18 protein-coding genes are annotated in these 22970 nt (G+C 69.8%); 9 read left to right on the top strand and 9 right to left on the bottom strand.

Annotated elements, in window-relative coordinates; translation table 11 throughout:
- Nucleotides 1-8: 8 nt before the first annotated feature.
- Complete coding sequence (ggt, locus tag MRB58_RS13820; protein WP_244777713.1) at nt 9-1769, bottom strand: gamma-glutamyltransferase; 1761 nt, start codon at nt 1767-1769, stop codon at nt 9-11.
- 183 nt (nt 1770-1952) lie between these two features.
- Here ggt and MRB58_RS13815 point away from each other — a divergent pair, with 183 nt between their 5' ends.
- Nucleotides 1953-3011: a PAS domain-containing protein gene (locus MRB58_RS13815; RefSeq protein ID WP_244777712.1), complete on the top strand. Its 1059-nt coding sequence runs from the start codon at nt 1953-1955 to the stop codon at nt 3009-3011.
- 38 nt (nt 3012-3049) lie between these two features.
- Here MRB58_RS13815 and MRB58_RS13810 read toward each other — a convergent pair whose 3' ends face one another.
- Nucleotides 3050-4024, bottom strand: coding sequence for a formate/nitrite transporter family protein (locus MRB58_RS13810; RefSeq protein WP_244777711.1), 975 nt, complete (start codon nt 4022-4024; stop codon nt 3050-3052).
- A 141-nt stretch (nt 4025-4165) separates the two neighbouring features.
- Nucleotides 4166-4948 (bottom strand): alpha/beta fold hydrolase, encoded by a 783-nt coding sequence (locus tag MRB58_RS13805; protein WP_244777710.1) that lies wholly within the window; start codon nt 4946-4948, stop codon nt 4166-4168.
- A 73-nt stretch (nt 4949-5021) separates the two neighbouring features.
- On the opposite strand from MRB58_RS13805, the gene MRB58_RS13800 reads away from it, so the two are divergent.
- Nucleotides 5022-5750, top strand: coding sequence for a L,D-transpeptidase (locus MRB58_RS13800; RefSeq protein ID WP_244777709.1), 729 nt, complete (start codon nt 5022-5024; stop codon nt 5748-5750).
- Nucleotides 5751-5759: 9 nt separating this feature from the next.
- Here the strand turns inward: MRB58_RS13800 and MRB58_RS13795 are convergent, their stop codons facing one another.
- The 4 genes from MRB58_RS13795 to MRB58_RS13780 all read right to left on the bottom strand — a co-directional run bounded on the left by MRB58_RS13795 (nt 5760) and on the right by MRB58_RS13780 (nt 10786).
- A complete protein-coding gene (locus tag MRB58_RS13795) occupies nt 5760-6608 on the bottom strand; it encodes a universal stress protein (RefSeq protein ID WP_244777708.1) in 849 nt (282 codons plus the stop codon).
- Between the two features lie 106 nt (nt 6609-6714).
- A complete protein-coding gene (locus tag MRB58_RS13790; protein ID WP_244781987.1) occupies nt 6715-8199 on the bottom strand; it encodes a SulP family inorganic anion transporter in 1485 nt (494 codons plus the stop codon).
- Between the two features lie 328 nt (nt 8200-8527).
- The gene (locus MRB58_RS13785; protein WP_244777707.1) at nt 8528-9490 is read right to left on the bottom strand and encodes a pirin family protein; all 963 of its coding nucleotides are present in this window, start codon (nt 9488-9490) and stop codon (nt 8528-8530) included.
- 81 nt (nt 9491-9571) lie between these two features.
- Nucleotides 9572-10786, bottom strand: a complete 1215-nt coding sequence (locus MRB58_RS13780) for a sensor domain-containing diguanylate cyclase (protein WP_244777706.1) — start codon at nt 10784-10786, stop codon at nt 9572-9574.
- 226 nt (nt 10787-11012) lie between these two features.
- On the opposite strand from MRB58_RS13780, the gene MRB58_RS13775 reads away from it, so the two are divergent.
- Nucleotides 11013-12182: a phosphoserine transaminase gene (locus MRB58_RS13775; RefSeq protein WP_244777705.1), complete on the top strand. Its 1170-nt coding sequence runs from the start codon at nt 11013-11015 to the stop codon at nt 12180-12182.
- 92 nt (nt 12183-12274) lie between these two features.
- Entirely contained in the window at nt 12275-13909 is a 1635-nt protein-coding gene (gene serA, locus MRB58_RS13770) for a phosphoglycerate dehydrogenase (RefSeq protein ID WP_244777704.1), read from the top strand.
- Between the two features lie 103 nt (nt 13910-14012).
- On the opposite strand, the gene MRB58_RS13765 is transcribed toward serA, so the two are convergent.
- Nucleotides 14013-15548, bottom strand: coding sequence for a hypothetical protein (locus MRB58_RS13765; protein WP_244777703.1), 1536 nt, complete (start codon nt 15546-15548; stop codon nt 14013-14015).
- A gap of 137 nt (nt 15549-15685) precedes the next feature.
- On the opposite strand from MRB58_RS13765, the gene MRB58_RS13760 reads away from it, so the two are divergent.
- On the top strand, nt 15686-16450 hold the full coding sequence (locus tag MRB58_RS13760; protein WP_244777702.1) for a TIM barrel protein: 765 nt from the start codon (nt 15686-15688) through the stop codon (nt 16448-16450).
- On the opposite strand, the gene MRB58_RS13755 is transcribed toward MRB58_RS13760, so the two are convergent.
- A complete protein-coding gene (locus tag MRB58_RS13755; RefSeq protein ID WP_244777701.1) occupies nt 16428-17378 on the bottom strand; it encodes a DMT family transporter in 951 nt (316 codons plus the stop codon). The genes MRB58_RS13760 and MRB58_RS13755 overlap by 23 nt on opposite strands.
- Nucleotides 17379-17568: 190 nt before the next feature.
- Between MRB58_RS13755 and MRB58_RS13750 the strand changes: the two genes are divergently transcribed.
- The 4 genes from MRB58_RS13750 (at nt 17569) to MRB58_RS13735 (ending at nt 22853) form a co-directional block, all read left to right on the top strand.
- Nucleotides 17569-18858, top strand: a complete 1290-nt coding sequence (locus tag MRB58_RS13750; RefSeq protein WP_244777700.1) for an adenylosuccinate synthase — start codon at nt 17569-17571, stop codon at nt 18856-18858.
- Nucleotides 18859-18885: 27 nt separating this feature from the next.
- A complete protein-coding gene (locus tag MRB58_RS13745) occupies nt 18886-20808 on the top strand; it encodes a hypothetical protein (RefSeq protein ID WP_244777699.1) in 1923 nt (640 codons plus the stop codon).
- 256 nt (nt 20809-21064) lie between these two features.
- On the top strand, nt 21065-21877 hold the full coding sequence (locus MRB58_RS13740) for an ABC transporter permease (protein ID WP_244777698.1): 813 nt from the start codon (nt 21065-21067) through the stop codon (nt 21875-21877).
- Nucleotides 21878-21920: 43 nt separating this feature from the next.
- Nucleotides 21921-22853, top strand: coding sequence for an ABC transporter substrate-binding protein (locus tag MRB58_RS13735; RefSeq protein WP_244777697.1), 933 nt, complete (start codon nt 21921-21923; stop codon nt 22851-22853).
- Nucleotides 22854-22970 lie beyond the last annotated feature (117 nt).

Genomic DNA, 22970 nt, shown 5'->3' with positions numbered 1-22970 from the left:
TAAGGCGCTCAGTCGCCGACCGCGGCGCCGCCCGGCCGGCGCGGGTCGCTGGCACCGTAGAGCGCGCCCTCCGGCCCCACTTGGATCGACTGCGCCGACCCCATCGCCGACATGATGCGCACGTCGTGGCCCTTCTCCTCCAGCAGGCGGATCGTGTCGTGGTTGATCCCCTCCTCGATGCGGATGTAGTCCGGCAGCCACTGGTGGTGCACACGCGGCGCGTTGGTGGCAGTGGCGATGTTGCGCTCGTGGACCGTCGCGTTGAGGATCACCTGGAGCACCGTGGTGATGATGCGACTCCCCCCCGGCGATCCCGTCACGAGAGAAACGTCGCCGTCCTTCAGCAGGATTGTGGGCGTCATGGACGACAGCGGGCGTTTCACCGGCCCCACCGCGTTCGCCTCACCGCCGACGAGGCCGTAGGCGTTCGGCACCCCCGGCTTGGCGGAGAAGTCGTCCAGCTCGTTGTTGAGCAGGAACCCGCCGCGCGTGCCGAAGCCGACGCCGAAGGAGAAGTTCAACGTCGTCGTCATGGAGACGGCATTGCCGTCCTCGTCGATCACCGAGAAATGCGTCGTCTCGTTGCTCTCGCGCGGGAGCGCGCCCGGATCGGCAGCGATCTGTTCGGACGGCGTCGCGACATCGAGGTCGATCTTCGCCTCGATCTGCCGCGCGTACTCTTTCGACGTGAGCGCCGCCACCGGGACGTCGACGAAGTCCGGATCGCCGAGATAGACCGCGCGATCGGCATAGGCGTACTTCGCGGCCTCGGCCATCACGTGGATCATGTCGGCGCTGTTGAGCCCGTAGGTGCCGAAAGGCTGCCGCTCCAGGGTGTTGAGCATCTGGACGAGGTGAACCCCTCCCGAACTCGGCGGCGGCATCGACAGCACCTCGTAGTCCTTGAAGGTGCCGCGCACCGGCTCGCGCACCTTGGCCTCGTAGCCGGCGAGGTCCTCCAGCGTCATCCGCCCGCCCCGTGCGCCCACGGCGTCGACGATGCCCTGGGCGATCTCGCCGCCATAGAACGCCTCGGGCCCGCCGTCGGCGATCGCCTCGAGGGTGTCGGCGAGGGCGGGAAGCGTCAACCTGTCGCCGCCGGAGGGGGCGGCGCCGCCCGGATAATAGGCCGCCGCCATCTGCGGATCGGCGAGGAGGCGCTCGGTGGTCGACGGGTGGGCGAGCGCGGCGGCGGTGTCGGAGCCGACCTCGAAGCCCTCGCGCGCCAGCGTCACCGCCGGGGCGACCAGCTCGGCGAAGGTCAGTGCACCGGAGCCGTAACGCTCATGCGCCAGCGCCAGCCCCGCGACCGTGCCCGGGACGCCGACGGCGAGTCCGGACCGGCGCGACAGCTCCGGGTCCGCCTCCCCTCGCGCGTCGAGGAACATGTCAGGGGTCGCGGCGGCCGGGGCGGTCTCGCGCGAGTCGATCGCCACCGTCTCGCCGGAGGCGGCCATGTGGACGATCATGAAGCCGCCGCCGCCGATATTGCCGGCCCGCGGCAGCGTCACCGCCAGCGCGAAGGCCGTGGCGACCGCCGCGTCCACCGCGTTGCCACCTCGGCGCATGATCTCGCGGCCGACCTCGCTCGCCTGCCGCTCCTGGCTCACCACCATGTGCGTCTCGGCGCGCACGGGGACGAAGCGCTGCCCGTCCATCGCGTCCTGCGCGCCCGCGGGCGCCAGCGTCAGAACGACGGCCGCGGCGCCGGCCAGAACGCGCAGAGGAGCCCCGCGGGCCAGCCTGTCGAGGCGACGGATGCGACTCATTCCGCGATCCTTTCATTTGGTTAAATGATGAGGAATTCGATATTTCGTATCAGATTTCGGAACCCGTTGCGGCCTGTGTGCGATCGATTGACTGCATGATGCACGGTTCTTATGTCGCGCTGCGGGCCTCCGGTCCGTCACACTGCTGCGCGATTCGGTGCGTGTCGGTGGAGCTATGGGTCGATGGAAAGAAAGGATCGCCGGATGTCGGACGGGTTCGCGATGCACAAGCTTGCATTGGAGCGGGTCCCATTCGCCATTGTCATCACGAACCCGCACATCGAGGACAACCCGATCGTCTTCGTGAACGCGGCGTTCGCGCGGCTGACAGGGTATTCCGCGGAGGTGTCGATCGGTCGCAACTGTCGCTTCCTCCAGGGCGAGGATACCGACCCGGCCGCCGTGCAGCAGATCCGCGACGGGCTCGCCAAGCGGGCCGAGTTCGGCGTCGAGCTGATGAACTACAAGGCGGACGGCACGCCCTTCCGCAACCGCCTCTACATCACCCCACTGCATGATACCGACGGGGAGCTGCAATATTTCGTCGGCCTCCAGCGGGCACTGGGCGACGACAGCGACCAGGTGACGGGCGGCGTCGACGAGGCGCTGCGCGAGATCCACCACCGGGTGAAGAACCACCTCTCGATGGTGGTCGGCATGATCCGCATGCAGGCCCGCTCGCAGAATCCGACGTCGCTCGAGAACTACGCCGCCCTCGCCCGCCGCATCGAGACGCTGCAACTCCTCTATCACGAGATGACCGGCGGCTCTCACAAGGACGAGAACGGCACCATCGCGCTGGGCGCCTACGTGTCGCGGATCGCCTCGGCCATCGCCTACCTCGACGGGCGCGAGAGCCTCCAGCTCAACCTCGACCTCGGGCCGATCAAGGCTCCGGTGGACACCGCAGCGCGCGTCGGCCTCCTCGTGTCGGAGCTTCTCACCAACGCCTACCAGCACGCCTTCGAGGGCCGCGCCGAAGGGTTGATCGAGGTGCATCTGCACGTCGAGGAAGACGTCATCCGCCTGACCGTGAGCGACGACGGGATCGGCATCGACCCGGCCTCGGGGTGGCCCGATCGCGGCAACCTCGGCGGCAAGATCGTGCGCTCGCTGGTGACGGGGCTGCAGGCGGATCTGGCGATCGCACCGAACGGCACGGGCACGAGGGTCGACGTATCGATCCCGCTCGGCATCTCCGGCGAGGCCGAGGCCCCGCAGGACATCTCCCCCGCCGCCTGAGCCTCGGTCTGGGCTCATATCCGGACCGAACCCGCCTCTCAGGCGGGGCCGCGCGGCCGGGGCGCCAGCTCCACCGCCGGTCCCTCGCGGCGGCGCTTGGTCTGCGAGATTTCCTCCATCACCTGCACGTAGGCGAGTGTCGCGAACAGCACCGTTCCGCCCAGTACGTTGCCCACGAATGCCGGGACGATCAGCCCGAACACCACCCAGCCAAGGCTGGCCTGCCCCTCCAGGAACAGCAGAATCCCCTCGCCCGCGCCGGCGATGACGTGCGTGAAGTCGCCCAGCGCGATGATGTAGGTCATCGTGAAGACGAGGAAGAACTGCCCGCCCCCCGCCGTCGGCAAGCACCACACGATCGCCGCTATCAGGAAGCCCGCGATGATGCCGTAGCGCAGCGTCTCGAACGGCGTGTGCTCGGCGACCTTGCCGGCGACCTCGAGAATGGCGCCGTATTGCACGTCGGTGACGATGTCGCCCCAGGCGAGCAGCACCGCCGCCAGCGCCACGCCGACGAGGTTGGCGGCGAAGACCGTCAGCCAGAGCCGCCCGGTGCGGTAGAAGGCGCGCCGCTTCGGGTTGGCCAGCAGCGGCAACACGGGGGTAATGGTGTTCTCGGTGAAGAGCTGGAGGCGGCCGAGGATCACGATCAGGAAGCCGAAGGTGTAGCCGATGTCGCCGATCAACGTCGCGCCCTCCATCTCGGGCAGCGCCAGCATGATGAGCGCCTCGGAGATGACCGACATCATGAGGACGAGGCCGGCCGCCACACCCGAGCCGAACAGCGAGATCGCCGGCCGGTTCAGCTCCTCCAGCCCACGCGCGCTGATCGAGGCGTAGACGACCTGGGGCCGCGGGCCGGCGCGCTTGATCGCATCGCGCTCCTCGCCCGTGGAGAGGCTGTCTATCGCAGGGTCGTGATCGTCGCTGCGCTCGGCGGTCTCGTGGTCGTGCCGGTCCGGCTTGGCGGTGGCATGGTCGCGGTGGATCTCGTCGGTCTCTGCTTTGTCCATGTCCCCATCCTGAAGGCGTCTCTGCCGCACGCGGCGGCATGGGCCGCATCTTCATGAATGGTGAGCGTGGAGGACCGTTCCCTGCCGTCCAGCGGCCGCGGGGCCGGATCAGGCGCCGACATGCGGGTCGGACACGATGCCTCAGGCGGCCGTTTCCGGCGGGCCCAGCGCGTCGCCGATGACGCGCAGCACCAGCTCTGGCACCTCCAGGTGCGGCATGTGGCCGACACCGCGGACGAGGTGGCGGGCGATTTCCGGCGGCGCGTCGATCGCCTGCGCGACCGGGAGCACCCGGTCCTCGTGCCCCCACACCAGCGTCACCGGTACGCCGCCCGCCATCAGCTCGGCGAGCGGCAACGTCCCCTGCCCGTCGCCGCGCGCGATGGCCTCGACGATCGCGCCGAGCTTCTCGGCGACACCCGGCTTGGCACGCTGCTCGGCCGTCTGCCGCGGCAAGGCGGCCGGCATCTGCGAGGCGGTGCCGAAGAACTCCGCGAGCACCGCGCGCGCCTCGTCCTCGCGGGTGATGGCGGCGTAGCGGCGCAGGAGCGCGGCGTTCATCTCCCGCCCGAAGCCGCCCGGCGCCAGCAGGATCAGCCGTTCCACCCGCTGCGGCGCGCGCAGGGCGACCAGCGAGGCGACCGCCCCGCCCAGCGAGTGCCCCACCAGCACCGCCCGCTCGATGCCCAGCGTGTCGAGGCTCGCCAGCACCGCCTTGGCGCACACCCCCGCGTCCGGCGTCCCCTCCCAGTCGACCGCCGCACCGTGGCCGGGGAGATCGAGCGCGATCACCTCGCGGTCGGCGGCCAGGGCCTTGGCAAGGCTCGACCACGTCAGCCGGTCGGCGCCGAAGCCGTGGATCAGAACGAGCGGCGTTCCCCCTTTGCCATAGCGGCGATGGGGCAGAGGGTCGGGGTTCGGCATCGATCGGCTCCGGATGGTTAACGCGCCGCTAACTATTTTTGGTCACGGTTCGTCAACCAACGGGAGACGCGCCATGATGATTGGTCCTCGGCGATTGGGGCTCGCGCTCGCCATGCTGGCGGCGACCGCGGTGCCTGCGTTCGGCAATATGGTGGAACTCGTCAATCCGAACACCGGGGAGACGATCAAGTACCGCCCCTCCTTCGCCAAGGAGGTGAAGCCGCAGCGCCCGCAATACAAGTTCTTCGACCCCGGCACGCAGAGCTGGGTGACCTACCAGGCCTCGCGCGAGGAGATGCGCGAGCGGCACCGCATGCAGTTCGCCCGCGCGCATGTCCGCTTCTCGTCCGGCGAGGCGGCGGGGACCATCGTCATCGACACCGCGTCGCGCTACCTCTACCGCGTAAACGGCGACGGCACCGCGATCCGCTACGGCATCGGCGTCGGGCGCGAGGGGTTCACCTGGGCGGGGGTGGAGCGGGTCTCCAACAAGCGCGAGTGGCCGGACTGGCGCCCGCCCGCCGAGATGATCGACCGCCAGCCGGACCTGCCGGAGTACATGCCCGGCGGCCCCCAGAACCCGCTCGGCGCCCGCGCGCTCTACCTCGGCTCGACGCTCTACCGTATCCACGGCACGCATCAGGACGAGACCATCGGCTACGCGGTGTCGTCCGGCTGCATCCGGATGCTGAACGAGGACGTGGTCGACCTCTACAATCGCACCTCCGTCGGCACCAAGGTCATCGTGCTGGGGCCGGGGAGCGACCGCTCCGGGCTGATCGCCGCGATCAGCGCCTTCTGAGGCGCCCGCTCAGCGGTACACCATGACCGGCACCAGGCAGGAGCGCAGCAGTGCCGTGGTGGACGAGCCGATCAGCAGGTGCCGCACCCGCGAGTGGCCGTGGCTGCCCATCACCAGGAGGTCCGCCGCGCCATCGTCCACCGCCGCCGACAGCACCGTCTCCGGCTCGCCCTGGACGATGTCGGCCCGCACGGAGACGTTGGAGCGCTCCAGCGTCGTCTTCGCCCACGCCAGCTTCTCGCGCAGCGCCGGCTTGTCGTCGCCCACCGTGATCAGGCGGATCGCGAGCCCCTGGAACAGCCGCTCGCGCGCCACGGCCTCGACCGCGCGGGTGCTGCTGGCGCCGCCGTCGAACGCGACGACCACCTTGTGGATCGGCCGGAAGGCGCGCGAGGCGACCAGCACCGGCTTGGCGCTGGAGCGCATGACGCGCTCGAGGTTGGATCCGAGGTGCATCGAGGCGAAGTCCGCCGCCTCACCCCGCTTGCCGATGACGAGAATGTCGAACTCGTCCTCCACCGCGCCGACTTCGCCGATCAGGTCGCCGATGCGCATCCGGTGGCTGGCGGTGACGCCGTTGGCCCGCAGGTGCTCGGTCGCCGCGTCCAGGATCGCGCGGCCACGCTCCTGCGCCAGCCGGCCGCGCTGCTCGTCCAGCGTCGCCAGCTCCGCCAGCAGCGTCGACCGTGCACCGAGCGACAGGCTGCCGGAGAGGTTGGTGGGCGCGCTCGACGTCTCGCGCCGGCCGATGACGTGCATCAGCTCCAGCGTCGCGTCGGTCCGCCCGGCGACCCACGCGGCGTGGTCGCACACGCTCGCCGTGTAGATCGATCCGTCGATCAGCGCCATGATGCGCATGAGTCCTCCCGAGTGTTCTGTTCTTCGTGGCTCACGAGCGTTCGACCCTTCGGGCCGCGACCGCAAGCGTGGGCGATGAATTCAGCCCGACGCGCGGGCGCCGGGCTCAGTGGCCCAGCATCTCCTCCAGCGCGCCCGGCTTGTCGTGCACGGCGAGACGGTCGACGATCGTCTCCGACGCCTTGTTGAGGCCGACGATCTCCACGGTCGTCCCTTCGCGTCGGAACTTCAGCACCACCATGTCGAGCGCCTGGACGGAGGAGATGTCCCAGATGTGGGCCCGCGAAACGTCGATGACGACCGTGTCGCGCGCCTCGCGGAAGTCGAACGCGGCGGAGAACTCCTCGGCCGAGGCGAAGAAGAGCTGCCCCTCGATGGTGTAGGTGCGCGTGGCCCCGTCCGCCGACAGCGCGGACGTCACCCGGAAGATCTGCGCGATCTTCCAGGCGAAGAAGAGCGCCGACAGGAGCACGCCCACCAGCACGCCGATGGCGAGGTTGTGGGTCAGGACCACCACCAGCACGGTCGACACCATGACGATCGAGGACGAGCGCGGATGCGTGCGCAGCGTCTTGATCGACGACCACGAGAAGGTGCCGATCGACACCATGATCATCACCGCGACGAGGGCCGCCATCGGGATCCGGCTGACGAGGTCGCCGGTGACGACGATGAGGAAGAGCAGGAAGACGCCGGCGCAGAAGGTCGACAGCCGCCCCCGTCCGCCGGACTTCACGTTGATCATCGACTGGCCGATCATCGCGCACCCGGCCATGCCGCCGATGAACCCGGTCGCGAAATTGGCGATGCCCTGGCCGACGCACTCCTGGTTCTTGTCGGACGGCGTGTCGGTCAGTTCGTCGACGATGGTGGCGGTCATCAGGCTCTCCAGCAGGCCCACGGCGGCGATCGCGGCCGAGTAGGGCAGGATGATGAAGAGCGTCTCCAGCGTGAACGGGATCTGCGGGATCAGGAAGACGGGGAGCGTGGACGGCAGCTCGCCCATGTCGCCCACCGTCCGCACGTCGAGGCCGAAGGCGATGGTGATCGCGGTCAGCACGACGATGGCGACCAGCGGCGACGGGATCACCGTGGTCAGATGCGGGAAGAGGTAGATGATCGCGAGCGCGGCGGCGACCATCGGATAAGTGAGCCACGGCACACCCACCAGCTCCGGGATCTGCGCCATGAAGATCAGGATCGCCAGCGCGTTGACGAAGCCGGTCAGCACCGAGCGCGAGACGAAGCGCATCACCTGACCGAGCTTCAAGAGCCCGGCGACGATCTGCAGGACGCCGGCGAGCACGGTGGCGGCGAAGAGGTATTGCAGCCCATGGTCGGCGACGAGGGTCACCATGAGGACCGCGGTGGCCGCCGTGGCGGCGGAGATCATGCCGGGGCGCCCGCCGGTGATCGCGGTGATGACGGCGATCGAGAACGAGGCGTAGAGGCCGACCTTGGGGTCGACGCCGGCGATGATGGAGAAGGCGATCGCCTCGGGGATGAGAGCCAGGGCGACGACCAGGCCGGAGAGCAGGTCGCGGCGTACGTTGCCGAACCACTGGGCGCGGTAGGTGTCGATGGAGGGCATCATCTCTCGCTGCGGGTGCGCAGGCGCGGATTGCGCTTTGCGGGTGCGCACCGTGGCGCTGGGCGAGCCGGCGGCGATGCGCGGTTGAAGTTCGGCGGTTCGGCGGCCGAGGGCACACCGGGTGGTCCGCCGGCGGGTCCGGGATCCCTTTGGCTAGCTCCACCTATGGTGCAGAGCAACACGGGTGGAGCGGGAATCCGCTATGCGCGCCCACACTCGCCGCGCCTGCGGTGCGCGAGTACCACACCCGGGCGACCAAGGCAGCGGCGGCTCGGCGGCGGAACCGCATGGCCGAGCGCGGCGAAGGCGAGCGAGGATCGAAGGCGGGTCAGTCGAAAGCGCGGCCGCCGACGGCGCGGCGTGGCTTGCCGATGCTCTCCGGCAGCGGGATGAACTCCGCCTCGTCGCCCGGCACCGTGTCGAACCGGCCCTTCGCCCATTCCTCTTTCGCGGCCTCGATCCGCTCGCGCCGGGAGGAGACGAAGTTCCACCAGATATAACGCGGCCCCTCCATCGGCTCGCCGCCGAAGAGCATGAGGCGCGTGTCGCCGCACGCCGTCACCGGCACGGGGTCGCCCGGCCGCAGGACCAGGAGCGTGCCGCCCTCGTGCCGCGCCCCGTCCACCTCGAGCGCGCCCGTCAATACGTAGATGGCACGCTCCTCGTGGCCCGCCTCGGCCTGGAAGCGGGCGCCGTCCGCGAGCGCGACGTCGGCATAGAGCGTCTCGGACGCCGTCTGGAGCGGCGAGGCGAGGCCGTGCGTGGCACCGGCGACGAGGCGCATCGCCATGCCCGCGTCCTGCACGAAGGGCAGTTCCTCGCGGCCGTGGTGGATGAAGGCGGGGTCGCTCTCCTCCAGGGCCTGCGGCAGCGCCACCCACGTCTGCAGGCCGAAGAGGCGTTGGCCGGCGCGCTTGCGCGCCTCGCCGGTGCGCTCGGAATGGACGATGCCCCGGCCGGCGCGCATCCAGTTCACGTCGCCGGGCCGGATCGTCATCGCGGTGCCGAGGCTGTCGCGATGGAGGATCTCGCCCTCCAGCAAGTAGGTGACGGTGGCGAGGTTGATGTGCGGGTGGGGCCGAACATCGATCCCGGTGTCGGTCAGGAATTCGGCCGGGCCCATCTGATCGAAGAAGATGAACGGGCCGACCATCTGCCGCGCCACGCTGGGGAGCGCGCGGCGCACCGTCATCTCACCGAGGTCGACGGCGCGGGGGACGATGATCATCTCGACCGCGGCGGCGGAGGCCCGATCACCGAGGACGGGGTCGGGACAGGGGCTGAAGCTCATGGGACGATCCTCACCGCCGCGCGGGGCTGACCGGCCGATCCTATACCGCTTCCAAACCGCTGGCGACGGGGGCTGCGCGCCTCAGGCGACGGACCGGCGGCGGATCCTGAAATCCCGTCGGCGCGTTTTCGCCGCCTTGCCGAAGCGCTTGTTCAGATTGATGGCGATCTCCTCCGGCTCGGCGGAGCCGTTGATCCTGCCGTCGCCCGGTCGCACGCGGCGGAGGTGGGGCAGCACCAGCGCCACCTGCGGCACCTCGTCGGCCTGCCCGTCCCACACCTTCACGCGGTTGCGCCCCAGCGCCTTGGCCCGGTAGAGCGCGACGTCGGCACGCTTGAACGCGGCGGTGATGTCCGGCTCGACGCTGCGCGGGAGGATCTCGGCGAGGCCGGCGCTCGCGGTGACCCGCCGCTCCGTCCCCGCGATCAGCCGCAGGTCTTGCAGGTCGAGACGGAAGCGCTCCATGGCCGCGGCCGCCGCTTCGATCGTGAGGCCCGGCAGCAGCACCCCGAACTCCTCGCCGCCGAGGCGCCCGGCATGGACCTCGGTCCCCAGCGAGCGCCCGATCTGTGCCGCGGCACCTCGCAGCACCGCGTCGCCGACCGGATGGCCGAACGTGTCGTTGATCGACTTGAAGTGGTCGAGATCGAGGATGGCGAGGCTGATCGGCAGGCCGCCCTCGCCGACCTTGCCGCGGACCGTCTCGACGAGGTCCATGAACGAAGTGCGGCTCAGAAGGCGGGTGAGACCGTCGAGCGCGGCGCTCATCTTCAGCTCGAGCTCGTTCTCGACGCACTGGGCGAGCTGCTCGAGAAGCTCGACCTGGTTGGGCAGGAAGGTGCGCGGGCGGAAATCCATGCCGCACAGCGAGCCGACCTGGTAGCCGTCCATCGTCACCAGCGGCACGCCGACATAGCTGCGGATGAACGGCTCGCCCTGGACGTACTCGTTCGTGTCGAACGGCACCTCCTCCAGGGCATTCTCCACCACCAGCGTGCCCCGATCCTCGATCGTCACGTTGCAGAACGCGGACGAGCGGGACGTGCGGGTGATGTCCATCCCCTGGGCGGATTTGATCCATTGCGTATCGGCGCCGATCAGCGTGACGGCGGCGATGGGAAGGTCGAGGGCTGTCCGGACGACGCGGGTGATGTGCGAAAACGCATCATCGTTCGTGCCGAGGACGGCGAGCCGCGAGAGGCAGGCCTGCCGTCCGGTTTCGTCCATCAGCTTCTTGTCGATCACCCGGTCCCCCAGAATTGTCGAGGACGCCTTGCGTTTGCACTGTCGCAGCATACGCCCCGCGCCTTGGCGCTGGCTGAACTTTAACGTGAATTCATGATATCTTACAGGAAAAGTTTGTAGGATTCTTGTGCAGATGCACAGTCCGCGCGGCCTTTTCCGGCCGAATCGCCAGCTCCGCACACATATGCGCCTTGCGCATTTGAAGGGCGAGGCGTATTTGCGGCGGTGGGACACCCCTCCCCAACGAGGGGCGCCTATCTGAAAGGATAGCTACAACATGACCACCGCTGCAATGCCTGGCGCCAAGCCGGGCAATCCATGCTTTTCGTCCGGTCCCTGCGCCAAGCGCCCCGGTTGGACCGTCGACGCTCTGGCCGACGCCGCGCTCGGCCGCTCGCACCGCTCCAAAATCGGCAAGGCCAAACTCGGCGAAGTCCTCGACCGGACGCGCGCGCTCCTCGGCCTGCCCGCCGACTACCGCATCGGCATCGTCCCCGCGTCCGACACCGGCGCCGTCGAGATGGCGATGTGGTCGATGCTCGGCGCCCGTCCGGCGACGATGCTCGCCTGGGAATCCTTCGGCGAAGGCTGGGTGACGGACGTCGTCAAGCAACTCAAGCTCGACGCCACGGTCGTCAAGGCGCCGTACGGCGCGCTGCCGGACCTTTCCGCCGTCGACTGGAACACCGACGTCGTCTTCACCTGGAACGGCACCACCTCCGGCGTGCGCGTGCCGAACGGCGACGTGATCCCCGCCGACCGGGAAGGCCTCACCATCTGCGACGCGACGTCCGCGGCGTTCGCGCAGCCGCTCCCCTGGGACAAGCTCGACGTCGTCACCTTCTCCTGGCAGAAGGCGCTCGGCGGCGAGGCGGCGCACGGCATTCTCATCCTCTCGCCGCGCGCGGTGGAGCGGCTCGAGACCTACACCCCCGCCTGGCCGCTGCCCAAGCTCTTCCGCATGACCAAGGGCGGCAAGCTCAACGAGGGCATCTTCAAGGGCGAGACCATCAACACGCCCTCGATGCTCGCCGTGGAGGATTGCCTCGACGCGCTGAAGTGGGCCGAAAGCCTGCCCGACACGCTCGCCCAGCGCTCCGACCGCAACCTCGCCGCGCTGGCCGAGTGGGTGGAGGCGACCGACTGGGTGGACTTCCTCGCCGTCGACCCGGCGACGCGCTCCAACACCTCGGTGTGCCTCAAGATCGTCGACCCGGCCGTCGCCGGCGCACCGGAGGAGGCGCAGGCCGCCTTCGCCAAGGCGCTCGCCGCCAAGCTCGAGAAGGAAGGCGTCGCGCTCGACATCGGCGCCTACCGCGACGCGCCTCCGGGCCTTCGCATCTGGGCCGGCGGCACGGTGGAGACCGCCGACCTCGAGGTCCTGACCCAGTGGCTCGACTGGGCCTTCGCGACGACCGACAAGCCGGTCAAGCAAGCCGCCGAATAAGCGGTCCGGGCCGCGCCCGACGCGGCCCGCCTTCTCCTATTCCCATTGAACCGACGCAGCGCGGCCGTCCGCCGCTGCGCGAAGGATTTCCAATGCAGCAGAGCGTTGCCAACACCACCACCTCCACCGCGGCGAAGACCAAGCCGGTGGTCCTCATCTCGGACAAGCTGTCGGAAGCGGCCGTGCAGATCTTCAAGGATCGCGGCGTCGAGGTGATCTTCGAGCCGGACCTCGGCAAGGACAAAGAGGCGCTTCTGGAGCGCATCGCCACCGTCGACGGGCTGGCCATCCGCTCCGCCACCAAGGTCACCGACAAGGTGCTGGAGGCGGCCAAGAACCTCAAGGTGATCGGCCGCGCCGGCATCGGCGTCGACAATGTCGACATTCCGGCCGCCAGCCGCGCCGGCGTGATCGTCATGAACACGCCCTTCGGCAACTCCATCACCACCGCCGAGCACGCGATCGCGATGATGTTCGCCGTCGCCCGCCAGATCCCCGCCGCCAACTCCTCCACCCAGGCCGGCAAGTGGGAGAAGAACGCCTTCATGGGCACCGAGCTGACGGGCAAGACGCTGGGCATCATCGGCTGCGGCAACATCGGCTCGATCGTCGCGGCCCGCGGCATTGGCCTCAAGATGCGCGTCATCGCCTTCGACCCGTTCCTGACCGCCGAGCGCGCGGCCGAGATCGGCGTCGAGAAGGTGGAACTCGACGAGCTGTTCAAGCGGGCCGAGGTGCTCACCTTGCACACCCCGCTCACCGAGAAGACCAAGAACGTCGTGTCGCGCGAGCGCATCTTCTCCATGAAGAAGGGCGCGATCATCATCAACTGTGCCCGCGGCGGCCTCGTCGACGAGGCGGCGCTGCGCGAGGCGCTCGACCAGGGCCACCTCGCCGGCGCGGGCGTCGACGTCTTCTCCGAGGAGCCGGCGAAGGAGAACGTGCTGTTCGGCGCGCCCAACCTCGTCTGCACCCCGCACCTGGGCGCCGCGACGACCGAGGCGCAGGAGAACGTCGCCCTTCAGGTCGCCGAGCAGATGTCGGACTATCTCCTGCGCGGTGCGGTCTCCAACGCGCTCAACATGCCCTCGATCACCGCCGAAGAGGCGCCGATCCTGACCCCGTTCGTGACGCTCGCCGAGCGGCTGGGCTCGTTCGCCGGCCAGCTCACCGAGACCGGCATCAAGGGCGTGCGGATCGAGTACGAGGGCGACGTCGCCGAGCTGAACCTCAAGGCGCTGACCGCGGCGGCGGTGACCGGGCTGATGCGCCCGCTGCTGCAGGACGTGAACATGGTTTCCGCGCCGACCATCGCGCGCGACCGCGGCATCCAGGTGGAAGAGGTGCGGCGCGAGCAGCAGGGCGCGTACGAGAACTACATCCGCCTCACCGTGATCTCCGAGCGGCAGGAGCGTTCGGTGGCCGGCACGGTGTTCTCGGACGGCAAGCCGCGCATCATCCAGGTGAAGGGCATCAACCTCGACGCCGACTTCGCGCCGCACATGATCTACGTCACCAACCAGGACAAGCCGGGCTTCATCGGCTCGATCGGCATGGCGCTGGGCGAAGCCGGCGTGAACATCGCCAACTTCACGCTGGGTCGCAAGGACGCCGGCGGCGAGGCGATCTGCCTGATCGAGGTGGACGGCGAGCCCGCCGCGGAGGTTCTGAAGAAGGTCGAGACGCTGCCGCTGGTGAACCAGGCCAAGGCGCTCAACTTCGCCTGACCGCGGCCCATAGCGCGGACGACATCGAAAGCGCGGGGTCGTCCCCCGCGCTTTTTTCGTGCGGAGCGGCGCCCGGAGCGTCGGGCCTTGAGCGGCGCCGCCTCTACTGGCGCTCCAGCGCCTGTCCGTTCAGCACCGCACAGGAGCCCTGATAGGCCGACAGGATCAGCGTCTTCTCCTCCAGGTCGACGCGGCAGGTCATCGGGAAGATCGCCGCCGCCTCGCCCTCGACGCCCGAGAGGCGCAGGCGCGTGCCGTCGAAGCTGAAGTCGCCGGCGACGGTGATGCCGTCGGTGATGGCCAGCTCGAACTTCTCGTCGGCGAAGCTCGCGGCGAGCTGGGCGTTGGCGAAGGCGCCGGACAGGTCCTCTTCGGCGGCGGCGGAGGGCGTGACCTCCGGCGCGGCGGCGACGTCCGTGGCGGCGGTCTCGTCCATCGCGCCGTCGTCGGCATCCGCTTCGGCGGTCTCGACCGTTTCGGCGAGGCCGGCGTCGGAGCGCTCCTCCTCGGCGGTGGCGTCCTCGGCATCGGGGCCGGCGGGCTCGGTCACGGCGGCGCCGCCCTCCTGCGCCGGGGCCGCCTCGGCCTCCTTCAGCTGCTGCTCCAGGGAGGCGACCTCGGCCTCCAGCTCGGCCTGACGGCTGGCGGCGGCATCGGCCGCGGCCTGGAGCGAGGTGTTACGTTCGTTGAGGCTCTCGACCTCGGTGGTCAGGTCGTCGCGACGGGCGGCGAGATCGCTCACCTCGGCCTCGAGCGCGGTGCGACGGGCGTCGGCCTCTTCGGCCGCGGCCTGCAGCTCCTCCTGCAGCGACTGGTTCTGCGCACGCAGATCCTGCACCTCGGCGTCCAGCGTGTCCCGGGTCTGAGCGAGTGCCGCGACCTCCTGTTGCAGCCGCTGCTGGCGGCCTTCGGCGGCCTGCATGTCCGCCTGCGCGGCGCTGAGGGCCTGACGCGTGGCGTCGACGTCGGCGGCGAGTGCCTCGTTCTCGGAGGTCAGCGCCTCGACCGAGGTCTCCAGCTCGCCTCGTGCGGCAGTGAGGTTCTCCACGTCGCCGCGGATCGTCTCCAGCGTCGCGCGGACGTCGTCGGCCTCGACCCGGCGGTCGGTGAGCGCGGCCTCGGCGTCGGAGATGCTCTGGCTCAGCTCGTCGTTGCGGCTGCGCAGATCGCCGACGGAGGTCTCCAGCTCGTTGCGGCTGGCCTCGAGGTCGGCGAGGTTCCGGCGGGCGTCCTCGGCACGCTGCTGTGCGGCGGCGGCGGCGTCCTGCGCGGCCTGCAGCTCGGTGTTCAGCCCGTCGATCCTCCCGCGCAGCTCGTCCTCCTGCTGGGCGAGGTCGGCGATGCGGCCGCGGATCTCGTCCTCCTCGGCCCCAGCTTCAGCGGCGGCCTGCTCGGCCTGCTGCTGCTCGGCCCGCGTCGCATCGAGGTCGGCCTGGAGGTCCTCCAGGGCACCGGAGGAGGCGCTGAGCGCGTTGAACTGGTCGCGCAGCGCCGCCTGGGCGCCGGCGGCATCGTCCAGCTGGGCGCGCAGCTCGGCTTGCTGCCGGCCCTTTTGCAGATAGAAAGTGGCCGCGGTGGCGATCGCGATGATCGCAATCACCGAAACGACAATGAACAGCGGTTGGCGCAAGGCGTTCATGAAGCTCTCCGTTCCCGGCCGGCGGCCTTTTGGGTGCAAGGTAACGAATCCCATCGCGCTGTCAGCCCTTTTCGGGCCTGCGGACGAGCTTTGTCGAACGAGCGCGCGCAACCGCCGCAGAAACTGAGGAACGCGCCATGATCTTCTCCGCCAACATTGCATTTCTGTGGACGGATCGACCGTTCCTGGAACGCTTCGCCGCAGCCCGCGCGGCCGGCTTCACGGTGGTGGAGTTCCACGACCAGGCGCAGCTCGAAGGCCCGCAGGTCGTGCGCGAGGCGCTCGGCGACCTCACCGTCGCCGGGATCAACGCGCACATGGGCGAGACCGCGGGCGTCGCGGCAATCCCGGGCCGGGAGGCCGAAGCACGCGCCCAGATCGCGGAGGCGATCGCCGCCGCGCGCACGGTCGGTGCCGCGGCGGTGCACGTCGTCTCCGGCGTCACGCAGGACGCCGACCGCCACCGGCGCCTCGCCGACCGGCTGGCCGAGGCCGCAGCCGACGCGCCGGACCTGACGCTGCTGGTCGAGCCGCTGTGCGAGGCGGCGAAACCGGGCTACGCCGTGAACTCCGTGGAGGAGGCGTCGAGGGTGGTGCGCCTGTCGGGTGCGCCCAACGTGAAGATCATGTTCGACTGCTTCCATGTGCAGCGCCAGAGCGGGGACGTGCTGACCCGCTTCCGCGATCATTTCGACGAGATCGGCCATGTGCAGATCGCCGGCGGACTGACGCGCCAGGAGCCGGACCGCGGCGAACTCGACTACGCCTTCCTGCTGCCGGCCTTCGTGGAGGCCGGGTACACCGGCGCGTTCGGCTGCGAATATACCCCGGCGACGACGGTGGAGGCCGGGCTCGGCTGGCGCGACGTCTTCACCCGGCCTACTGGGTCGGCGGCTGGGTAGCGGCGGGGCGCGCGGCGCGGCGGCCGAACTGCGCCGCCACGATCCCAGCGATGATGATCACCCAGCCGACGACGTGATACATCTCGATCCGCTCCCCGAGGACGACCACCGCCATCAGCGAGGCGAACACCGGAATGAGATGGAAGAACGGCCCCGCCCGGTTGGGGCCGATCAGCGCCACCGCCCGGTTGAAGCACAGGTAGGCCACCACCGCGGCGAAGACCGCGACATAGACCGTGGCGCCGATCGCTCCCGGCGTCAGCGCGATCGACCCGCCGAGCGCCAGCTCCAATGCCGCCGCCGGCAGCAGCGGGACCAACCCCACGCCCACGGTGCAGATCAGGAACGACATCGGGTGCACCGCGGGACGCTCGCGCAGGAAGGTCGTATACAGCGACCAGATCACCTGCGACAGCAGGACCCAGAGGTCGCCCGTGTTGAAGTGGAACGAGGCGAGAAGCCTCAGGTCGCCGCGCGTCATCACCACCAGCGCGCCGCAGGTGGCGACGAGGATGCCGACCGCCTGCGGTCCGGTCAGCCGGTCGCGGTAGACGACGTAGGCGGTGATGGCGATGGTGATCGGGAACGTGGCCGACAGCAGCGTGGCGTTGATGACCGTCGTCATCGACAGGCCGACATAGACGCAAATGTTATAGGCGCCGATCGACAGGACGCCGAGAAGCATCATGATCCGCCAGCGCGTCTTGATGACGGGCAGGTCCGCGCGCACATGCTTCCAGCCGATCGCGACGAGAATGACGAATGCCAGGAGCCAGCGCATGGCGGTGAACGCCACCGGGGAGATCTCTCCCGCGACATATCGGCCGGCGATCCAGTTGCCCGACCACAACAACATCGTCAGCGTCATCAGGACGTAGGGCTGGTTGGCGATGGCGAGCGAGCGCCCCGAATTCGCATCCTGATTCACGTTGAAGGTGATCCCGTACCGTATAGTGTTGTAAAGCGCGTTTAAGGGAAGTCGCGAACCCGGCTTGCCCACACGCGGCCTTCTGGGCCACAAGCCCTAGGCCGCGCGTCGCAACGTGTCTGTGGCATGGCAGATCGCGCACCGCCAGTGCGGCACCTCCAGGCCACAGGCGAAAGGATGAATGAGATCGATGGGTAGCGTCGTGGTTGTCGGCTCCCAGTGGGGCGACGAAGGCAAGGGCAAGATCGTCGACTGGCTCTCCGAGCGAGCCGAGGTCATCGTACGGTACCAGGGCGGCCACAATGCCGGCCACACGCTGGTGATCGACGGGGTGACGTACAAGCTCTCGCTGCTGCCGTCGGGCGTGGTGCGCTCGGGCAAGCTTTCCATCATCGGCAACGGTGTGGTGCTGGACCCGCAGGCGCTGCTCGGCGAGATCGAAGCGATGCGCGCCAAGGGCGTGACGGTCACGCCCGAAACGCTGCAGATCGCCGAGAACGTGCCGCTGATCCTGTCGGTCCACCGCGACCTCGACGGATTGCGCGAGAAGGCGGCTGGCGCGGCGGCGATCGGCACGACCGGCCGCGGCATCGGCCCCACCTACGAGGACAAGGTCGGCCGCCGCGCGGTCCGCCTCGCCGACCTCAACGACCGCGACACCATCGCCGGGCGGATCGACCGCATGCTCGCCCATCACAACGCGCTGCGCGTCGGCCTGGGCGCCGAGCCGGTCACGGCCGAGACGATCTGGCAGGAGCTGGAGGCCGCGCGTCCGGTCCTCGAATATGCCGCACCGACCTGGCGCACCTTGCGCGAGGCGCGCGGCGCGGGTCGCAACATTCTCTTCGAGGGGGCGCAGGGGGCGATGCTCGACATCGACCACGGCACCTTCCCGTTCGTCACGTCCTCCAACACGGTGGCGGGCGCGGCGGCGGCGGGGTCCGGCGTCGGCCCGTCCGCACTCGACATGACATTGGGGATCACGAAGGCGTATACCACGCGTGTCGGCAACGGCCCCTTCCCGACCGAGCAGCAGAACGAGATCGGCCAGCTCCTGGGCGAGCGGGGCGCCGAGTTCGGCACCGTGACGGGGCGCAAGCGCCGCTGCGGCTGGTTCGACGCGGTGATGGTCCGCCAGGCGGTGCAGACTGGCGGCATCGACCGGCTGGCCCTCACCAAGCTCGACGTGCTGGACGGCCTCGACGAGCTGAAGATCTGCGTCGCCTACGACGTGGACGGCGAGCGGATGGACCGGCTACCTGTGGAAACAGCACGTCAATCTCGTGTTCAGCCGGTGTACGAGACGATCAAGGGCTGGTCCGGTTCGACCCGCGGTGCGCGGTCTTGGGGCGAGTTGCCGGCCGAAGCGGTCAAGTATGTGCGGCATGTGGAAGAGTTGGTGGGAGCGCCCGTGGCGATGTTGTCGACGAGCCCAGAACGAGACGATACAATACTTGTTGAAGATCCCTTTCATATTTAATTCCAGGCCCATGGGCAGGAAGGGCGTGTGGTCGCGATGACCGACTTCTACTCTGTGCTGCAGCGAGCGGTTCAGTCGCTCCCGGACGGGAGCGGACCGCAGCGGCGTCAGGTGTATGAGAAGGCGCGAAAGGCGCTCATCAAGCAGCTGCAGAGCTTCGATCCGCCGCTGTCGTCGGCGGACGTGACGGCGCAGCGCTTGGCCCTGGAAGACGCGATTCGCAAGATCGAGAACGAGATCGCGCGGCAGAACCGCACCCGCCGCGCGGTGCAAGGTGCGCTGCCGGCCGGTGGTCGCACCGGCGACGCCGCCGCGCGTGAGAGCGAGGCCGAGCGTGAGGCACGCCGTCGCGCCGAGGCCGAGCGCACCCGTGCCGAGCGGGCCGAAATGCTGCGCAGCGCCGTGTCCGACGCGATGCTCTCGCCCGATCCCGATTCCGCCCCGGCGCCGACACCGCAGGCCGGCCCGCAGCCGGCCCAGCTCCCCGCGCCGATGGAACTCAGCCCCGAGCCGATCGAGACGGCCGAGGCCGAGGTCGTCGGCGACGACTTCCTCGAACAGGAGTACGAGGAGCCGGTTCCGATCGTGCCCGCCCGGCGGCGCGGCCAGCGGGCCGACCCGGCGATGGCGGCCGACCACATCGACGAGGCCGAATACGAGGCCGTCGAAGAGGTCGAGGAGATCGACGCATACGCCGACGAGGACGACGAAGACGAGGTCGACCCGAAGGAAGAGAAGCGACGTCGCCGCGAAGAGGAACGCCAACTGCGGGCCGAGCGCCGCGCGGAGCGTTCCAGCCGCGGCAAGCGCAAGGCCAAGGCCGCCAAGGAAAAGAAGAGCCGCAAGGCGCGCCCCGCCCCGGTGACGGGCGAGGAAGGGACCACGCCGCCGCGCCGCTCGATCGTCGCGCGGATCGTGCTGCCGCTGGTCGTGTTCGGATTGCTGATCGGGGCCTCCTACGCGGTGGTGACGCAGCACGAGCGGCTCCTCGCCGTCATCCAGCAGCTGAGCCCGGACAACGGCTCGGGCGGCAACCGGCCGCCGGAGCGTGCCCCGGTGCAGGCCGCGTCCGAGCCGGTGACCTCCAAGAGCCAGGCCCGGCTCAACGGGATCGGCGAGGACGAGCCCCGCGCGGTCGAGACCGAGACGTTCACCATCGGCGGCGACAGCGAGGCCGACGGAGCCGAGGGCGGGTCCGCGGACGAGCCCGCGCCCGCCTCCGAGGCGCGCACGCCGGATGGCGCGCCGCAATTCGCCGCCGATCCGCAGCCGAGCGCCGCCGAAGCGCAGGTCAACGACGTCGACAGCCCCGAGGAGGTCGACGTCAGCGCCCTCGCCGCAGCGGGCGAGGAGACCCCGGCGACGAGCGCCGAGACCTCCTCCGACACCGCATCGCCCGCCGATCCCGGCAAGCAGCAGGCCGTCCTCTACGAGGAGGCGGCCACCGGCGGTTCCACCGGATCGGCCGTCGCCGGCACGGTGAACTGGGAGATGGTGCGCCAGTCGTTCGGCGGCGGTGACGAGGAGGCGGTGATCCGTGCCGCCGCCGTCATCGGCGAACGCGGCCTGTCGATGACCGTCACCATCCGCGAGAACAAGGACGCGCAGCTGCCGGCGAGCCATCTCATCGAGATCAAGTTCGACGTGCCGGACTCCTTCGAGGGCGGCGGCGTGAAGAACGTGCCGGGGATCATCATGAAGGCGCAGGAGTCGGCGCGGGGCGATGCCCTTCGCGGGCAGGCGGCGCGGGTATCCTCGGGCCTCTTCTGGGTGGCGCTGAACGAGGACGACAGCGACCGCACGTACAACCTCGACCTCTTGGAAAGCCGCGACTGGATCGACATTCCGATCCTCTACGAGTCGGGCCGCCGCGCGATCCTGACGCTGCGCAAGGGCGCCGAGGGCGTCGACGCCGTCGAATCGGCGATGCAGCAGTGGTCGGCCGACTGACGCGCCAGCCGCGCGTCGCCCCCCGGCCGTCCCACGCCCGGCGCCCCGGCGCCTCTCCGTCCGCCCCGGCACGGCATGCAGAAGGCCGGCACGCGGCGATCCAGCGGCACGGCGCGGGCACGGCTTCCTCCGATTGCCGGCGCCCACTTGATGGCCGTCACGCGCCGGGCAGGCGTGCGGGCCGACGCGAAGCCGTGGTCTGCTGCTCGGGTGGGTGCGGTGCGGCGGTGTGCCGGCGTCGCTTCGCCGTGGCGGCATGACGGCGCCGGCCTCCCAGCCGGAAGCGCGCAGGCGGGGCGGCGGCGGACGGCAGGCCGCGGCGCGGGTCGCACGCGCGGCGCTGAAGAGCGCGGTGGCGGCGGCGGTCCTCGTCGGGCTTTGGTGGGGCCTCGTCTACCTCCTTCAACCGCCGCGCTACGTCTTTCCAGCCCCGGCCGACGTGTGGGAGGCGTACGTCACCCGTGGAGCGATGTTGGCGCGCAACACCGCGATCACCGCGGCGGAGATCGTCATCGGCCTCGGCGCGGGGCTGGCGGCGGGAGCGGCGACGGCGCTCACGATCGCCGCCACGCCGCTCGCGCGGCGCCTCGTGCTGCCGGTGGTGGTGGCGACGCAGGCGCTGCCCGTCTTCGCCATCGCGCCGCTGCTGGTGGTCTGGCTGGGCTACGGCATGGCCTCCAAGATCGCCATGGCCGGACTGATCATCTACTTCCCCGTCGCAACCGCCTATGCCGAGGCGATGTCCCGCGTCGACCCGCGCCTCGTCGACCTGGCGCGCATCGCCGGGGCGACCCGCTGGCAGGTGCTGTGGACCATCCGCGCGCCCGGCGGTCTGCCGGGCCTCGCCGCCGGGGCCAAGGTGGCCGCCACGGTGGCCCCCATCGGCGCGGTGGTGGGCGAATGGGTCGGCGCGTCGGCAGGCCTCGGGTTCGTCATGGTCAACGCCAACGCCCGCTCGCAGACGGGGGTGATGTTCGCCGCGCTGGGGTTGCTCGCCGTGCTCGCCCTGTTGACGCGTGCCCTTGCGGACTGGCTGATCGAGCGTCTTTTATGGCGCCCAGACGCCTGAGCCGGCCCACGGCCCCACCGGCGCAGACCTTAGGGAGACCTCCATGTTCCGATACGCCCTTGCGGCCGCGCTCGCGCTCGCGGCCGGCCCCGCCCTCGCGCAGGACCACCTGCGCGTCCTCGCCGACTGGTACATCAACCCCGACCACGCGCCGATCATCCTCGCCGAGGCGAGGGGCGAGTTCGGCAAGCGCGACCTCGAGGTGGAGCTGATCGCCCCGGCCGATCCCGCCGCGCCGCCCCGCCTCGTCGCCGCCGGCGAGGGCGACATCGCCATCACCTATCAGCCCAGCCTCTACCAGCAGGCGGCCGAGGGGCTGCCGGTGATGCGCATCGGCACCCTCGTCGGCTCGCCGCTCAACGCCCTGGTGGCGCTCGAGGACGGGCCGGTGAAGTCGCTGAAGGACCTCAAGGGGCTGACGGTGGGCTACTCGGTCGGCGGGTTCGAGGACGCACTGCTCGGCCGCATGCTCCACAGCGAGGGCATGTCGCTCGACGACGTGACGCTGGTGAACGTCAACTTCGCGCTGACGCAGGCGCTCCTGTCGGGCCGGGTGGCGGCGGTGATCGGCGCCTTCCGCAACTTCGAGCTGACGCAGATCGCCATCGAGGGGAAGACCGGCAAGGCGTTCCTGCCCGAGGAGCACGGCGTGCCGTCCTACGAGGAGCTGATCTTCATCACCCACCGCGACAAGGCGGACGATCCGGTGATGCGCCGCTTCCTGGAGGCGATCGGCGCGGCCACCCAGTGGGCCAAGGAGAACCCGGACAAGGCCAAGACCCTCTTCTTCGCCGAGGAGCCGGACCTCGACGACCGTCTCAACAACGCCGCTTTCGAGGACACGCTCCCCCTCTTCGTGTCCGACCCGCTGGTGCTCGACCGAGAGGCCTACACCGCGTTCGCCGAGTTCATGACCGACGCCGGCCTGGTGAAGGACCTCCCCGCCCTCGACACCTACGCGACATCGCTCCAATAGGCTCCGGCGCCCCGGGGGCCGGCGGCGCCCCCGCGCGGCGCCCGGGGGTCAGTCATAATAGAATTACAGCAATTCTAGTTTAGATCTGTTCCAGCTCTGTATTCACTGGCGGTTTGA

Origin of the sequence: Acuticoccus sp. I52.16.1, from assembly GCF_022865125.1 — a bacterium.
Lineage (GTDB): Bacteria > Pseudomonadota > Alphaproteobacteria > Rhizobiales > Amorphaceae > Acuticoccus.
Note: the sequence above shows the minus strand (reverse complement) of the source record. Positions and strands in the feature narration are given on the sequence as shown.

Excerpts from the sequence above, each read along its gene's own strand:
- ggt (WP_244777713.1), bottom strand. The coding sequence starts at position 1,769 with ATGAGTCGCATCCGTCGCCTCGACAGGCTGGCCCGCGGGGCTCCTCTG.
- MRB58_RS13815 (WP_244777712.1), top strand. The coding sequence starts at position 1,953 with ATGGAAAGAAAGGATCGCCGGATGTCGGACGGGTTCGCGATGCACAAG.
- MRB58_RS13810 (WP_244777711.1), bottom strand. The coding sequence starts at position 4,024 with ATGGACAAAGCAGAGACCGACGAGATCCACCGCGACCATGCCACCGCC.
- MRB58_RS13805 (WP_244777710.1), bottom strand. The coding sequence starts at position 4,948 with ATGCCGAACCCCGACCCTCTGCCCCATCGCCGCTATGGCAAAGGGGGA.
- MRB58_RS13800 (WP_244777709.1), top strand. The coding sequence starts at position 5,022 with ATGATGATTGGTCCTCGGCGATTGGGGCTCGCGCTCGCCATGCTGGCG.
- MRB58_RS13795 (WP_244777708.1), bottom strand. The coding sequence starts at position 6,608 with ATGCGCATCATGGCGCTGATCGACGGATCGATCTACACGGCGAGCGTG.
- MRB58_RS13790 (WP_244781987.1), bottom strand. The coding sequence starts at position 8,199 with ATGCCCTCCATCGACACCTACCGCGCCCAGTGGTTCGGCAACGTACGC.
- MRB58_RS13785 (WP_244777707.1), bottom strand. The coding sequence starts at position 9,490 with ATGAGCTTCAGCCCCTGTCCCGACCCCGTCCTCGGTGATCGGGCCTCC.
- MRB58_RS13780 (WP_244777706.1), bottom strand. The coding sequence starts at position 10,786 with ATGCTGCGACAGTGCAAACGCAAGGCGTCCTCGACAATTCTGGGGGAC.
- MRB58_RS13775 (WP_244777705.1), top strand. The coding sequence starts at position 11,013 with ATGACCACCGCTGCAATGCCTGGCGCCAAGCCGGGCAATCCATGCTTT.
- serA (WP_244777704.1), top strand. The coding sequence starts at position 12,275 with ATGCAGCAGAGCGTTGCCAACACCACCACCTCCACCGCGGCGAAGACC.
- MRB58_RS13765 (WP_244777703.1), bottom strand. The coding sequence starts at position 15,548 with ATGAACGCCTTGCGCCAACCGCTGTTCATTGTCGTTTCGGTGATTGCG.
- MRB58_RS13760 (WP_244777702.1), top strand. The coding sequence starts at position 15,686 with ATGATCTTCTCCGCCAACATTGCATTTCTGTGGACGGATCGACCGTTC.
- MRB58_RS13750 (WP_244777700.1), top strand. The coding sequence starts at position 17,569 with ATGGGTAGCGTCGTGGTTGTCGGCTCCCAGTGGGGCGACGAAGGCAAG.
- MRB58_RS13740 (WP_244777698.1), top strand. The coding sequence starts at position 21,065 with ATGACGGCGCCGGCCTCCCAGCCGGAAGCGCGCAGGCGGGGCGGCGGC.
- MRB58_RS13735 (WP_244777697.1), top strand. The coding sequence starts at position 21,921 with ATGTTCCGATACGCCCTTGCGGCCGCGCTCGCGCTCGCGGCCGGCCCC.